Genomic DNA, 14,112 nt, shown 5'->3' on the forward strand with positions numbered 1-14,112 from the left:
AATTTATGCACCAACTCACCAAAACAGATTTTAAGTATTATTTAGACTGTCCAGAGTCTATTTGGTTATTAAAAAATAAGCCAGAGGTATATCCTAAAGGTGAGTTTTCGTTATTTGCAGAAAAGTTAATAAAAGAAGGTTACGAAGTAGAAGCCTATGCAAAACAATTATTTCCAAACGGTGTAAACTTACCAGAATATGGCAGTCCTACAGCAACACAAAACGCATTAACAGATACACATAGTGTTTATTTTCAGCCATCATTTAGCACAAATAAAGATGTATTTGCACGTATAGATATATTAGAGCGGTTAGCAGATGGTACGTGGCATATCTATGAAGTAAAATCTTCTACCTCAATAAAAAAAGATAGAAAGCATAGACAAATAGAAGATGCCTGTTTTCAGAAATATGTATTGACTGAATGTGGTTACGTAGTTTCTAAAGTATCTATTATCCATTTAAACAAAGAGTATTTAAAAAAAGGTGATATTGTAGCTAATGAGTTGTTAGAAATTGCAGATATAACAGATGCAGTAGATAACATCTATTCAAGTGTAGTCAATCAAATTAATGCAGCTTCTAATTTTATAAATAAGGCAATCATAAATGAAACTGTATGTTCTTGTAAGTATAAAACAAGGTCTAATCATTGTGATGCTTTTAACTATTTTAATACCACTATTCCAGACTATAGTATTTATGAAATAGGTCGTATTTCAGCTAAAAAAGTAGGTTTATTAGCAGATAATGAGCAATTAGCAATTATTGATATTCCTTTAGATTTTGAGTTAAATGTAAATCAACAAACCCAAGTAAAATCTGTAAAACAAGAGCAACCTATAATCAATCAATCTAATATCAAAAGAGAGTTAAGTAAATTAAAATTTCCACTACATTTTATAGATTATGAAACCTATGCAAGTGCTATCCCAAGATTAGATGGTTTAAGTCCACATAAACATTTAACTTTTCAAGTATCTATTCATACACTTACAGAAGATGATACTTTAACTCATTTTGAATATTTATTGGATGCTATGAATATGCCAAAAGATATGCTACAAGCAATGCAAGACTTTACAGGTAGTACAGGAACGTTTGTTTCGTGGCACGCAAGTTTTGAAATTGGCAGAAATAAAGACTTAATAGAATGGTTGCCACGGTTTACCAATTATCTTACTTACATTAACGAGCATACGTTTGATTTAGAAACTATTTTCAAAAAAGACTACATAGACTATCGTTTTCACGGTTCAAGTTCCATTAAAAAAGTATTACCTGTATTGTGCCCAGATATAAGCTACTCAGATTTAGATGTTAATAATGGCACTATGGCATTAGATACTTGGGGAAGAATGGTTTTAGACCCAAATTTTAATGAAGATATAGAAGCAACAAGAAAAAAACTTTTAGACTACTGCGAATTAGATACTTTGGCAATGGTTAAAATTTATGAGGTGTTAACTAAAATCATATCTTAATGTATCATTACGAAGAATACATAAAATTTAAAGAGCGTTATATAAATAATATAAAATCAATTAAGGAAATAGTTAAGTATCCGAAAATATCTATAGCTGATAAACCAAACATTGAACTAAAACAGTCTGTTTCATCATATGAGTTGATTTTTGATAGGGTTGGCAGATTGTTGCTTGTTCAAAAACTCAATAGTAATTACTCTTATGTTTATAGCTATAATGAAAAACAGTTAGAATCTATTGAAGAACTATGTAATGGTAGAGTTACAATGATTAATAAAATTAATTATGATAACAGTAGTAGGATAATAGAAGAGGATATTCAAGAGACTTTTCAAGATAAAGACAGTCGTATTGAAAACCTCTCGTATAAATATATAAATGGAAACACTGTTATTATTAATAAAGTGACCACGATGGATGATGCTGATTTTATTGCAACTGAAACTTATAATGATAAGAGACAGCTGATAAGTCAGAAATTAGAAGATGAAAAGGAAGTTATTTACTTTGATTTTTTTGAATATGACCTAAACGGTTTTAAAACAAAACAAATAATGGCGAATGCTGACGGCTCATACGATTTGAATGATATAAGGAAATACAACTATAATGGTAAAGGCCTTATTATTTCTGAAGATGGTATTATAACTTATGAGTATAAGTATAACTCATTAGGTGATTGGATTGAACGTATAAGATATAAAGAAGGTATTTTACAATATGTAACTCATCGCCAATTAGAGTATTATTAAGTCCCCACAACCCAAAACCCAGTTTTTTCGTGCCTCAAAATCTTCTGTCTTTTATTTTGTTCCGCTCGCCAACGCGCTTGTAGTTTTTGGTTGCCAACCCTCATACAGCACATTACTTGTTTTATTTAAGCGTTTATATTTTATTAAATCGGTACAATAAAAAAGTAAAAAGCTGTTGCCAACGCGCACACCAAAAACTACCCAAAGCTATGTTTACATAATACAAGTTATAGTAGCAAACGGCACTTTTCAATGGTTTGCTATCGCAGTGTTAATGTATTTTGTAGCTATAACTGGTATTATGTAAAATATCCGCTCTGCCTTTACGCTCAACACCGTTAATAAATTGAAAGTTTCAATATAAAAAACGAAAACCTTTTTATATAACTTTGCAATATGCAAGTCAGAAAATTATATAATACAAGAGCAATTGAATTTTATGGTGCAGATGTTTCAACACATCTAAAATTGCCTTTTGTGGCTAATGGTATAAGCGCAGGGTTTCCATCCCCAGCAGATGATTTTTTAGATATAAACATAGACCTCAATAAACATCTAATTAAAAACCCAAGCACAACATTTTACGGTCGTGTTCGTGGTGATTCAATGATAGATGCAGGTATTCACGATGGTGATTTACTAATTATTGATAAAAGTTTAGAACCTACAAATAACAAAATAGCTGTTTGTTTTATAGATGGTGAATTTACAGTTAAGCGCATCAGCATAGAAAAAGACTGTGTTTGGTTAATTGCAGAGAATCAAAATTACAAACCTATACAAGTCACTAAAGACAATGATTTTATCATTTGGGGTATTGTTACTAACGTAATCAAAAACCTATGATATGTTCGCACTCGTTGACTGCAATAACTTTTACGCTTCCTGTGAGCGTGTTTTTAACCCATCATTAAATGGTAAACCTGTTGTGGTTTTGTCAAACAATGATGGTTGTGTTATTGCAAGATCCAACGAGGCAAAAGCGTTAGGTATTCCAATGGGCGCACCTGCATTTGAATATTCTAAAACATTTGAAAAACAAAACGTAAACGTTTTTTCTTCAAATTACGCTTTATATGGCGATATGAGTAGCAGAGTGATGAATCTACTTTCAGAGTTTACACCAGAAGTTGAAATATACAGTATCGACGAAGCATTTTTAAAGTTTATAGGTTTTGAACTTTTTAGCCTTCAGGAAATAGGTGAAACAATGCGTAATCGTGTAACAAAAGGTACAGGTATTCCAATAAGTATTGGCTTTGCACCAACAAAAGCATTATCTAAAGTTGCCAATAAAATAGCAAAGAAATTCCCAGAACGTACTAACAATGTTTATGTAATAGATGATGAAGAAAAGCGCATAAAAGCCTTAAAGTGGTTACCAATCGAAGATGTTTGGGGTATTGGTAGGCAACATACCAAAAGACTAAAAAACTTAAATATTCATAATGCTTTTCAATTTTCCCAACTGTCAGATGATTGGGTGCGTAAAAATATGTCTGTTGTTGGTTTACGTCTAAAACACGATTTAGAGGGTAAACCTACTTTAGATTTAGAAACTACTGCAAACAAGAAAATGATAGTAACAACACGTTCATTTGAGGGTATGCTAACATCATATCAAGATATTAGAGAACGTGTATCTACTTTTGCTGTGTCCTGTGCAGAAAAACTTCGTAATCAAAAATCACAATGCAATATGCTTATGGTATTTTTGCATACCAACGGTTTCCGAAAAGATTTACCTCAATATGGTAGAAACATTGCAGTAAAAACACACTATCCAACCAATTCGAGCATTGATTTAGTTAAATATGCAGAAGCAGGGTTACAAGCAATTTATAGAGAGGGCTTTCATTATAAAAAAGCAGGGGTTATTGTAATGGGTTTAACCCCAAGTAATCAAAAACAATTCACACTATTTACTTCCGAAAACCCAAAGCACCAACCTATAATGAATATCGTAGATAGGCTAAATAAAGCTTACGGTAACAATAAAATAAAGTTTGGTAGTCAATCATTAGGTAGGCAATGGAAAATGAAACAAGAACGCCTATCCCCACGATATTCAACCAACATTAATGAAATAATCGACATAAGAGTTTAATTAGTATATTTAGTAACCTAAATAAAACCTTATGTGTTTCCATACTTCTCAAACAAAAAAAGTAATTGAGCTTGAAAACCGCTATGATGTTTCATTGACAAGGGATGATGCAAGAGAAGCTTATGATATTCCAAGATACCACTTAAACGGTTTTTCTCATCCTGATATGCTGATAATACCACAAGAAGGTCCATCAGCTTTAGCACCTGCATTATGGGGTATAGTTCCAGGCAATAAAAAACCTGAACATTTAACCGATTATTACAAAGAAGCTGTTCGGTATGGTGGTGGTCTTAATGCTCAATCCGAAAAATTATTTAATCATTTTATATACAAACATTCAGCCTTAACAAGACGTTGTATAATTCCAGTAACAGGATTTTTTGAACCTCACGAGTACAAAGGAAAAAAATATCCATTTCATATAAAGAACAAAAACAACGATGTTTTGTCTTTAGCTGGGTTATATACAATAATTGGGGATGTTGTTACCTTTACTATTCTTACTAAAAAAGCATCACCATTATTTGCAAAAATTCATAATAAAAAAAATAGACAACCGGTAATACTTCAAAAGGACTTTGAACAAGAATGGTTAAAAGATGATTTAAACGAAAACGGCATTAATGAATTAATTAATCTTAATTACAATGAGAACGAGTTAAGCACATATACAGTTAGTCGTGATTTATTTCAAATTAAAATTAACACAGATACAGAATCAATTATTGATGAAGTAAAATATGAAGGTGTAATAATTTAATTTGTTTTAATTATTAGTTATCTCATTCAAGCTGCACAAAACCATCGTTAAGTCCAAGTATTCCTTACCTCAAGTATTTGTTTGTTTCATTTCGTTAACTAATATCATAGTCCACTTTTCCCCACCACCCAAGTCAGCGGTTATAAAAAAATAGGTTTATAAAATGTAGTAATACGCCATAGCACATTACTTTTTATCGTACCTCAAAAAAGCAATAAGCTATTGTCTAAAAGTCCTGTATAAGTAGCTTGTTTAAATGCTGTTTTATCAAACAACTATTTAAAACGCTACCCATACAAACGCTTCATCCAAAGCTCAATACGGTACTAAAACCTATTTTTTTAAGTGTTACTTCCCCTAAAAGTGTTTTCCTTTTTTAATCAAATAATCAGCAGCTTGTTTTTCAATATCATCTTGCGTCCAAATTTTATGTTCTAACACCCAATTATTAATAGTTTCTTTATCAAAATAAAGTCTTTTGCCTCTTTTAGAATGCGGAATACTATGAGTACTTGTTAATTTATAAATATGTGATTTCGATAAACCTAAATAATCAGATAATTGTTCAATATCCATAATCTTGGAAGTGATAATATTAGTTTCATTTCTTCCAATATTAGAATAGATGTTTTCAAGTAAGTTTTCAATGTTTCTTAATCTCTCATTAATAATTTCAAAAGGGTTTTCCATAGTATATAAGTATTAAAATAAAAAAAGGTAGCAAATATATGTGGCTAACATAGCCAACGCGCAAGGCTATAAAGGTCAAGCCCTACGGGTTTTGAATAAAACTTTTTCAAGATATTTTATCTATTTCATTAAACATTTTAACTCAAAAAACTTTTATCCAAAAACCTTGACAGCCTCATCCACGCCACAACAATAGAGGCTATCTTTTTTTCTTTTCAAAAAAAATAATGGTGCGAAGCGTAGCGAAGCAATTTTAAATTGGATAGCTATGTCAACTTTTGAACTGAAAACTCACCAAATCGGAAGAACCTACTCGAACCCTCATTTTTTTATCCTAAACAAAGGACTTAACAGCGGGAAACCGCTTTCAAATCCTTGTCCTAACTGTTTAGTAGTAATCACAAAAACCGAAACAGATAAAAACACGCTTTTTCATTTATCTATGATGTTGCAAATAGGCGGTTTTTACGCTTATTTTTTAAAGGGTAGTGTTATTCCGTTTATTTCTGTAGATGATTGCAGAAAAACGCTTAAAAAAGGTTTAAAATCTACTTCAAAGATAAGCGACCAGATGCAAAAACACATAAAAGCGGTTGAGGTTATCAGTAAAAAAGAAAAAGAGCTTCAAAATGTCATTGATAAAATGGCAGTTTTAAAGGTTGCATACATTCGTAACTGTTTCAAACTAATGCAAATTAAAGAAGCCTAATGCAAAGGCATCGTAACGCCTTAAAACAGTAACAAAATGGCATTATTTTGGTTATATTTATAGTGAAATAAAGGTTTTAAAGCAATATAAAGTCCGTACCAAATCCAAAGGAGTTTAATTTTAAATTGTTTTATATTATGGGAAAGATTTCTCAAGGAATTTTAGGCGGATTATCTGGAAAAGTAGGTAATGTCATCGGTGGTAGTTGGAAAGGTATTGACTACATCAGAATTAAGCCATCAAGTGTGGCGAATCCTCGAACAGAGGGGCAAGTAAACCAACGTAATAAATTTACGGTTACATTGGAATATTTACAGCCAAACAAAGAGTTTTTAAAAGTCGGTTACAAGTCTTTTGCGACAAAGAAAACTGAATTTAATGCTGCAATGTCTTATGTATTAAATAATGCAGTAGGAGGGATTGCACCTAACTTCACAATCGATTATTCTTTAGCTTTATTGAGTAGAGGTTCTTTATCTGGAGTGTTAAACGGTACTACTGACTTAACAACACCTGGACAAGTGGATTTTGGTTGGGGTGATAACTCGGCAGAGGGTAACGCAAATGCAACAGATAAAGCAATGTTGTTAGTTTACAATCCAAGTAAAAAAGAATCTGTTTATATTTTAGATGGTGCAGGCAGAACAGCAGGTTCTCAATCGGTAACAATTCCAAACACCTATGCAGGAGACACAGTAGAGCTATTTATGGCGTTTGTTTCTGCTGATGGTAGTCAAGTATCAAATAGTGTGTATTTAGGCTCTGGTACGGCTGCTTAATAACTTTAAGTTTAAATACATTTTAAAAACCGTTTCTATTAATTTAGAAGCGGTTTTTTTATGCCTTTAGATCACTTCTACTTGTAGGTTATAATGTTATACCTATGTTGTACCCTTTTTAAATTAATCTTTTTGAGCCCTTTATTTATAAGGGTTGCTTGATTTAATTAATATAATGCATTGTCACCACCAGTTAATTTTTTCATAGGTAGTATTGACTTAAAAAACCTTGATTTCCCTTTTCATTCGGATAAAAATAAATTCCGATTAGAAATTTACTGTTTTCAGGAACTTTATTTTTTACTCCTTTGTCAAAACTTGTCCATTGTGTTTTTTAAATTATTTCAACTAACTTTTTGTCGATTGGATTTTCAAAACCACTTATTTCAATTACGTTTTTTATACTCAATTCAGACGAAAAAGTTATTTCATAAATACCATAACTTTTCTCAAGTTCAATTCCTTTAAATTGTTGTAATTCTTTATGCAGTTTTGCTTTTTCTCTGTAATTTATTCTGTCGGTGAAATTTATATTTTTTGATTTAAAAGTTTGCAGAATTTCTAATTCTCTTTTTTGTCTTTCCAGCTCTTTGTTGTTCTTTAAAGTTTTTTTCTGTAATATCCTGAATAATCAAGATACATTATTCCGGAACACATTCCAATTCCATAGTTTCCTTCACTATTTTTTATCGCATAAGCTATAAGTTTTGTATTCGCTGGAATATGAATATCACAAGAACTTCCAATTCCATTATCGCTTCTTCCGTAAACATAAATTGATTTTAAGTTTTCTCCTTTGTATAATTCATTAATCTTAATATCCGCTTTGTATCCTTTTTCATTCTTTTGGTTTGGATAGATTTTGAGGATTGTAACATTAGCAACAAAATCAGATTGAGTATATTTTTTAGTTATTTTCGGCGGATCACAATCGCAAGCAAAAACTCCGATTGAAAACAGAAAGATTGTTATTTGCAGGATTTTTTTCATAATTGGTGGCAACGTGTTTGTATAAGGAAAGTTGCGTGATTTAAGTACTAAATTAGCAAATAAATCACAGATAGAAAGTCCGCAAGGACTTTCGTAAGTAGGCTATAACTAGCAATGAATTATACATGGTGTTGTAATTAGTTATTATTTAATCGAATCTCTCATTTCCCAATATTTTCTATAGAATTTATCCTTGCTAAGAGCCGTTTTTTTAGTTCCATAATAAAACATACTAACCAAAGTATCTTTTAGTTTTGAATTTTCAGCTAGTAAATCAATATTATCTTTGTTTTGAACTATTACTGAAGAATACATTTCTTTCCTGCTTTCAACTCCAGAAGCAGCAACGGTATAAAATTCTACTTTTTCATCAAAAAGTTTACAATTTTCCCAAATAAGATAATACTGATAATCATTTATTTTTATAACTTTATCCCAATGTCCAAATTTTTTAAACATATATTTTTTTGTGTATAAGGCAGAAGAAAGGTGAAGTCTTAATTCATTAAAATATAGTGAATCATTGTTGTTGATAGTCAAAACTTTGGCTATTTCGATATCTTTATTATTCTGCAATAATTCTTTTCCATTTTGTTTTATGGCAGTACAACTTAAAGCCAATAATGCTAAAATATATGGTATTGTCTTTTTCATAATTAACTATAACTTGTAATATGTCAAACTTTATTTGTTTTATACCGACAATAACATGGGATATAATAAAGTTTAGCAATTTTTATTCTTTCAAATATAAAAAAATAAATAGAAGAAAGAAGGTAATTTTTTGTTGAGGAGAAGTCCTAAGTTTAAAGTGAGTGATAAAAATGAATAAAAGTGTTTACTGCTTCACTAAAAAAGGAGCTAAAAAAAATCCCCTTGTAAAAATACAAAGGGAATTTACTTTTTAATATTCTATTTTATCTTCTTTCTCAGACCATTTCTGAAAAGGTTCTAAGGCAATGTTACGTCCAATTTGCTCAAACGGAATACTTCTTTTTTCGTATGGTAACGGAATTTCTTTGTAAATAAATTCATCATCAAAACCAATATTAGCAGCATCTTGCTGGTTACTTCCGTAAAAAACTTTATCAGGACGTGCCCAATAAATAGCGCCTAAACACATAGGGCAAGGTTCGCAAGAGGTATATACAATACATCCATCTAATTGAAAAGAACCTATATTTTTACAAGCATCACGAATGGCTGTTACTTCTGCGTGTGCAGTTGGGTCGTTGGTAGAAGTAACCTTATTGTTTCCTCTTCCGATGATTTTTCCATCTTTAACAACAATACAACCAAAAGGTCCTCCTTCGTTGCTCTGCATTCCTTTTAAAGCTGCTTTTACAGCTTCACTCATATATTCTTCGTGTGTATTCATCATTTTAAATTTATAGCAAAAAAAAGCCACAATTAAGTGGCTTAAAAATATGTTTTTACTTTAAGCTTCCAATCATGTCTTCTGGTCTTACCCATTCGTCATATTGTTCTGGAGTTACGTATCCTAAACGTACTGCTTCTTCTTTTAAAGTAGTTCCGTTTGCGTGTGCTGTATTTGCAATTTCAGCAGCTTTGTAATATCCAATTTTAGTATTTAATGCCGTAACTAACATTAAAGAGTTGTTTAATAACTCAGTAATTCTTGTTTGGTTTGGTTCTATACCAGCAGCACAATTTACATCAAACGATACACAGGCATCTCCAATTAATTGAGCTGATTGTAATACGTTAGCTGCCATCATAGGTTTAAAAACGTTTAATTCGTAGTGACCTTGAGTACCACCAACAGTTACTGCAACATCATTACCCATTACTTGTGCACAAACCATAGTCATAGCTTCTGCTTGTGTTGGGTTTACTTTTCCTGGCATGATAGAAGATCCTGGCTCGTTAGCAGGAATAATAATTTCACCAATTCCAGAACGAGGTCCAGACGCCATTAAACGAATGTCGTTTGCTATTTTATTTAATGAAACAGCTAATTGTTTTAACGCTCCGTGTGTTTCAACTAAAGCATCGTGCGCTGCTAAAGCTTCAAATTTATTTTCAGCAGTTACAAATGGTAATCCTGTAAACTCAGCAATGTATTTAGCAACTAACACATCGTAACCAGCAGGAGTGTTTAATCCTGTTCCAACCGCAGTTCCTCCTAAAGCTAATTGCGCTAAATGCGCTAAGGTGTTTTTTAAAGCGTTTAATCCGAAGTTTAATTGCGCTACATATCCAGAAAATTCTTGTCCTAAGGTTAGGGGAGTAGCATCCATTAAGTGCGTACGTCCAATTTTTACAATATCTTTAAAAGCTTCTGCTTTTGCTTGTAAGGTATCACGTAATTGCTCAACACCAGGAATGGTTACTTCTACAATTTTTTTGTAGGCAGCAATGTGCATACCCGTTGGGAAAGTATCGTTAGACGATTGCGATTTGTTTACGTCATCGTTCGGTTGGATAGTTTTTTCACCTTCACCAATTACTTTTCCAGCAATTTCATGCGCACGGTTTGCAATAACCTCGTTAACGTTCATGTTACTTTGTGTACCAGAACCTGTTTGCCAAATTACTAAAGGGAATTGATCATCGTGCTTTCCTTCTAAAATTTCATCACATACTTGTGCAATTAAATCACGTTTTTCAGCAGCTAAAACACCTAACTCTGCGTTAGTGAAAGCAGCTGCTTTTTTTAAGTATGCAAATCCATATACAACTTCTAATGGCATAGAGGCAGCAGGACCAATTTTAAAATTATTACGAGAACGCTCAGTTTGTGCTCCCCAATATTTATCAGCAGGTACTTCTACCTGTCCCATAGTGTCTTTCTCAATTCTATATTTTGTCATTATGAAATGATTTAAAATGCTAAAAATTAATGATGTCCAAAATTACAAATTCTTATAGTTTTTACGAGTTATTTTTATTAGATTTTATTGGAAGAAAAGAAAAATAGTTATAATTTTGTGGCATAACAATTATTAACAAGAAACAAATGTTAGATTTTTCAGAATTCTCAGGATTAGTATTATTCATGTTTATTTTTACAGCTGGATTTTGGCTGTTAATTTTCTTATTAACATTTGTAGTTCCTTACTGGATTGGCGGAACTATCTGGGAAAACATGAAGTTAAAAAGAGAAGCTAAAAGAGCTGCCGAAGAAGGTAAGTAATCTTTAGATATCATAAAAAAATATTTAAACCACGTTATTTACGTGGTTTTTTTGTGCCTTTATTTAACTAGAAATAAGTTTGTCAACCTAAGTTTTTACAACAAAAAAGAGAGCTGATTGTTCAGCTCTCTTTTTATTATTGTATTTGAATGAAGTATTAAAACCCTTCACCACCACCATCGAAATCTCCGTTTCGTTCAGGACGTTCACGTTTTTTCTTTTGATTAAATCTATAAGTAAAGCTTAGTGTAATTTGACGCTCTCTCCATTGAAATTCTTGATAAGACATTACTCTAGCTGTATTCGTGTAGCTTTTTCTTTTACGTTCGTTAAATAGGTCACTAACGTTTAAAACTAATGAGGCCTTGTCCTTGAATATATCTTTACTGAATGCTAAGTTGGTAACAAAAATACCTTCTCTACTACCTTGTGCATCATCTTGTGGTCCTCGATACATAATACGTGTTTGCCAATCTATTTTCGCAGGTAAAGTTATTCTAGAGTTAAAACGAGCAAACCAACTGCTACTATTTACTTCAGGTAAAGACTCAGTTTCGGTTATTAGATCACCATTGATAGGATTAGTATAAGAATAAGTGTAGTCGAAAGCATCTGTTCTAAACTTAAAATAGTTAAAAGTTGCTGATAAACGTGCCCATTTTACTGGATTATAATTTGTTGTTAGTTCAAGTCCGTAACGATCTTCATCATTTAGGTTTAAGAACTGACGTACGAAAACATTTCCTTTATCTCTTGTTTCAATTCTAGAAACAGGTCTGATTAAATCAGTTGAAAATTGATAGTACAAAGAAGAGTTTAAGGTTACTTTGCTAACTCGTGTAGTATACCCTAAGTCAAAAGAACTAGTATATGTAGGGTTTAAGTCTGGGTTTCCTTTAAATACATACGTATCTGAACTACGTGTTTCGAATGGGTTTAAAAACCAGTGACGTGGTCTTCGTAATCTACGAGCATACCCTAAAGTTAAGTTATCTGTTTCACTAAATTCATATCCTAAATTAACGGTAGGGAACCATTCCGTATAGTTTTTATCAGAAAAATCACCAGTATTTAATACTGTTAAATCAATATCAGTGTATTCTGCACGTAATCCTAATAGGTATGAAAATTTATCTATTTTACTACCATATTGGGCGTAATAAGCGTAGATATATTGTTTAAAATCTATAGCATTCGAAGGATCAAAATCAAAAGGTTGTCCATTTTCATCACGAACTCTAAAATCAGAAGTTAAATCTTGTAAATCCGCTTTATGACCTAATTCTAATTGACTTTTCTCTCCTAATGGAAGTACATAGTCTATTTGTAATAATCTATTTTTAGATTTAGTAACTTGACTATTTTGTTCAGCTAAAATGTTGTTGTTAGTAATATTAGCAAGTTCATCTTCTTCGTTTTCGCTATACTGTAAGTCAATAATTAATTTTTGACCTTTGTCATCAATATTATTGGTATAGTTTAACGAATATTGAGTATCAATATCGTCTTCAGTTTCAGTTTCTAATCTTTTTAAACTTCTGATAGGGTCGTTAGCAGGAGAAAAAACATCTGTATTGTTTGTGGCAATATCTTTACCGTCATTATTTCTATAAAAAACTGTTCCTGTAAGAGAGCTTTTATCGTTTAAATAATATTCCAAACCAAAAGAACCGTTAAAATTTTTATTTTTTCGGTCATAGTCTCTTTTTTCAATACTTAGACTATCGATAACACCGTCGGTTAAATATGTAAAATCACTAAAGGCATTTCCTGGACCTTTTCTATAAGAGTAACCAAGATTTGAAAAAATATTGAACTTTTTTGTACGGTAGTTTAAATTACTACTAACCCTGTACAAATCAGGATTACCTACAGAAAAGTTTAGAGAACCATTGAAGCCTCTTACTTTTCCTTTTCTAAGAATAATATTTAAAATACCTGCAGTACCCTCAGCATCATATCGAGCAGAAGGAGAGGTGATTACTTCTACCTTTTCAATAGCATCAGCAGGTAGGTTTCTTAAGGCGTCTGTACCTGTTAATCCTACTAAGGCAGAAGGTTTACCATCAATTAAAATACGAACGTTTTCATTTCCTCGTAAGCTTACAGCTCCCTCAGCATCTACGTTTACAGAAGGTACGTTATCTAGCACATCAGAAGCATTACCTCCTTTAACAGTCATATCTTTACCAACATTGTAAATCTTTTTGTCTAATCGAATTTCTACGGTTGATTTTTCTGCAATAATTTCAACTTCATCTAAGGTTTCGGTATCTTCTGAAAGAGAAATTACACCTAAGTTTTTATTTTCGGTTAGTGTGTGGTTTCCTAAGTTCTTAGATTTAAAACCAATAAATTCAACTTTTACATCATAAGTACCCGATGAAGCATCTATAGAAAAGTTTCCATTAGCATCAGTTACTCCTCCAACAACTTGTTGAGTGCTGGTGTTTGTAAGTACTAATGTTGCGTATTCTAATGGTTGTTTTGAGTTGGTTTCAACAACTTTTCCTGTTAAAGTAATTTTTGAACCACGTTGGGCAAAAGTTGTAAAACTAATTAGTAAAATAATAAGTAAGGTAAATTTCTTCATTACGTTGATTTATAAAACATGTTTGACTGCAAATTTCCCGAAAGGTTTAATGGTGTTTAGTTAAAAGAATGTTAAATCAGAAATG

At 31.7% G+C, this 14,112-nt stretch carries 14 protein-coding genes; 8 read left to right on the forward strand and 6 right to left on the reverse strand.

Going from position 1 to position 14,112, the window contains the following annotated elements; genetic code table 11:
- The first annotated feature begins 5 nt into the window (after window positions 1-5).
- The 5 genes from Q0663_RS05985 to Q0663_RS06005 all read left to right on the forward strand — a co-directional run bounded on the left by Q0663_RS05985 (window position 6) and on the right by Q0663_RS06005 (window position 5,109).
- On the forward strand, window positions 6-1,484 hold the full coding sequence (locus Q0663_RS05985) for a DUF2779 domain-containing protein (RefSeq protein WP_299007927.1): 1,479 nt from the start codon (window positions 6-8) through the stop codon (window positions 1,482-1,484).
- Window positions 1,484-2,239: a hypothetical protein gene (locus Q0663_RS05990; protein ID WP_299007930.1), complete on the forward strand. Its 756-nt coding sequence runs from the start codon at window positions 1,484-1,486 to the stop codon at window positions 2,237-2,239. The genes Q0663_RS05985 and Q0663_RS05990 overlap by 1 nt, the downstream gene beginning before the upstream one ends.
- Before the next feature lie 396 nt (window positions 2,240-2,635).
- Window positions 2,636-3,085 carry a LexA family transcriptional regulator gene (locus tag Q0663_RS05995; protein ID WP_092205671.1) on the forward strand — a complete coding sequence of 150 codons (450 nt, stop codon included), beginning with the start codon at window positions 2,636-2,638 and terminating at the stop codon, window positions 3,083-3,085.
- Between the two features lies 1 nt (window position 3,086).
- Entirely contained in the window at window positions 3,087-4,346 is a 1,260-nt protein-coding gene (locus Q0663_RS06000) for a Y-family DNA polymerase (protein ID WP_299007933.1), read from the forward strand.
- A 31-nt stretch (window positions 4,347-4,377) separates the two neighbouring features.
- The gene (locus Q0663_RS06005) at window positions 4,378-5,109 is read left to right on the forward strand and encodes an SOS response-associated peptidase (RefSeq protein ID WP_299007936.1); all 732 of its coding nucleotides are present in this window, start codon (window positions 4,378-4,380) and stop codon (window positions 5,107-5,109) included.
- Between the two features lie 357 nt (window positions 5,110-5,466).
- Here Q0663_RS06005 and Q0663_RS06010 read toward each other — a convergent pair whose 3' ends face one another.
- A complete protein-coding gene (locus tag Q0663_RS06010; RefSeq protein WP_299007939.1) occupies window positions 5,467-5,799 on the reverse strand; it encodes a helix-turn-helix domain-containing protein in 333 nt (110 codons plus the stop codon).
- A 268-nt stretch (window positions 5,800-6,067) separates the two neighbouring features.
- Between Q0663_RS06010 and Q0663_RS06015 the strand changes: the two genes are divergently transcribed.
- Together Q0663_RS06015 and Q0663_RS06020 are read left to right on the forward strand one after the other, a co-directional pair.
- Complete coding sequence (locus Q0663_RS06015) at window positions 6,068-6,508, forward strand: hypothetical protein (protein WP_299007942.1); 441 nt, start codon at window positions 6,068-6,070, stop codon at window positions 6,506-6,508.
- Between the two features lie 137 nt (window positions 6,509-6,645).
- On the forward strand, window positions 6,646-7,287 hold the full coding sequence (locus Q0663_RS06020; protein WP_299007944.1) for a DUF6266 family protein: 642 nt from the start codon (window positions 6,646-6,648) through the stop codon (window positions 7,285-7,287).
- A gap of 600 nt (window positions 7,288-7,887) precedes the next feature.
- Here the strand turns inward: Q0663_RS06020 and Q0663_RS06025 are convergent.
- The 4 genes from Q0663_RS06025 to fumC all read right to left on the reverse strand — a co-directional run bounded on the left by Q0663_RS06025 (window position 7,888) and on the right by fumC (window position 11,111).
- Window positions 7,888-8,277 carry a hypothetical protein gene (locus Q0663_RS06025; protein ID WP_299007948.1) on the reverse strand — a complete coding sequence of 130 codons (390 nt, stop codon included), beginning with the start codon at window positions 8,275-8,277 and terminating at the stop codon, window positions 7,888-7,890.
- Between the two features lie 144 nt (window positions 8,278-8,421).
- Window positions 8,422-8,931 carry a hypothetical protein gene (locus Q0663_RS06030; protein ID WP_299007951.1) on the reverse strand — a complete coding sequence of 170 codons (510 nt, stop codon included), beginning with the start codon at window positions 8,929-8,931 and terminating at the stop codon, window positions 8,422-8,424.
- Between the two features lie 250 nt (window positions 8,932-9,181).
- Window positions 9,182-9,655: a nucleoside deaminase gene (locus tag Q0663_RS06035; protein WP_299007954.1), complete on the reverse strand. Its 474-nt coding sequence runs from the start codon at window positions 9,653-9,655 to the stop codon at window positions 9,182-9,184.
- Between the two features lie 55 nt (window positions 9,656-9,710).
- Window positions 9,711-11,111 carry a class II fumarate hydratase gene (fumC, locus tag Q0663_RS06040; RefSeq protein WP_299007957.1) on the reverse strand — a complete coding sequence of 467 codons (1,401 nt, stop codon included), beginning with the start codon at window positions 11,109-11,111 and terminating at the stop codon, window positions 9,711-9,713.
- 146 nt (window positions 11,112-11,257) lie between these two features.
- On the opposite strand from fumC, the gene Q0663_RS06045 reads away from it, so the two are divergent.
- On the forward strand, window positions 11,258-11,434 hold the full coding sequence (locus Q0663_RS06045; protein WP_028891109.1) for a hypothetical protein: 177 nt from the start codon (window positions 11,258-11,260) through the stop codon (window positions 11,432-11,434).
- A 157-nt stretch (window positions 11,435-11,591) separates the two neighbouring features.
- Here the strand turns inward: Q0663_RS06045 and Q0663_RS06050 are convergent, their stop codons facing one another.
- Entirely contained in the window at window positions 11,592-14,027 is a 2,436-nt protein-coding gene (locus tag Q0663_RS06050) for a TonB-dependent receptor (protein WP_299007960.1), read from the reverse strand.
- Between the last annotated feature and the right edge of the window lie 85 nt (window positions 14,028-14,112).

Origin of the sequence: uncultured Tenacibaculum sp., from assembly GCF_947504135.1 — a bacterium.
In the GTDB taxonomy this organism is placed as follows: Bacteria; Bacteroidota; Bacteroidia; order Flavobacteriales; family Flavobacteriaceae; genus Polaribacter.

Bases quoted from the DNA above. Each gene is read 5' to 3' on its own strand.
- Q0663_RS06010 (WP_299007939.1), bottom strand. From the start codon at position 5,799: ATGGAAAACCCTTTTGAAATTATTAATGAGAGATTAAGAAACATTGAA.
- Q0663_RS06000 (WP_299007933.1), top strand. From the start codon at position 3,087: ATGTTCGCACTCGTTGACTGCAATAACTTTTACGCTTCCTGTGAGCGT.
- Q0663_RS05990 (WP_299007930.1), top strand. From the start codon at position 1,484: ATGTATCATTACGAAGAATACATAAAATTTAAAGAGCGTTATATAAAT.
- Q0663_RS06005 (WP_299007936.1), top strand. From the start codon at position 4,378: ATGTGTTTCCATACTTCTCAAACAAAAAAAGTAATTGAGCTTGAAAAC.
- Q0663_RS06045 (WP_028891109.1), top strand. From the start codon at position 11,258: ATGTTAGATTTTTCAGAATTCTCAGGATTAGTATTATTCATGTTTATT.
- Q0663_RS06020 (WP_299007944.1), top strand. From the start codon at position 6,646: ATGGGAAAGATTTCTCAAGGAATTTTAGGCGGATTATCTGGAAAAGTA.
- Q0663_RS06015 (WP_299007942.1), top strand. From the start codon at position 6,068: ATGTCAACTTTTGAACTGAAAACTCACCAAATCGGAAGAACCTACTCG.
- Q0663_RS06050 (WP_299007960.1), bottom strand. From the start codon at position 14,027: ATGAAGAAATTTACCTTACTTATTATTTTACTAATTAGTTTTACAACT.
- Q0663_RS06030 (WP_299007951.1), bottom strand. From the start codon at position 8,931: ATGAAAAAGACAATACCATATATTTTAGCATTATTGGCTTTAAGTTGT.
- Q0663_RS05985 (WP_299007927.1), top strand. From the start codon at position 6: ATGCACCAACTCACCAAAACAGATTTTAAGTATTATTTAGACTGTCCA.
- fumC (WP_299007957.1), bottom strand. From the start codon at position 11,111: ATGACAAAATATAGAATTGAGAAAGACACTATGGGACAGGTAGAAGTA.
- Q0663_RS06035 (WP_299007954.1), bottom strand. From the start codon at position 9,655: ATGAATACACACGAAGAATATATGAGTGAAGCTGTAAAAGCAGCTTTA.
- Q0663_RS06025 (WP_299007948.1), bottom strand. From the start codon at position 8,277: ATGAAAAAAATCCTGCAAATAACAATCTTTCTGTTTTCAATCGGAGTT.
- Q0663_RS05995 (WP_092205671.1), top strand. From the start codon at position 2,636: ATGCAAGTCAGAAAATTATATAATACAAGAGCAATTGAATTTTATGGT.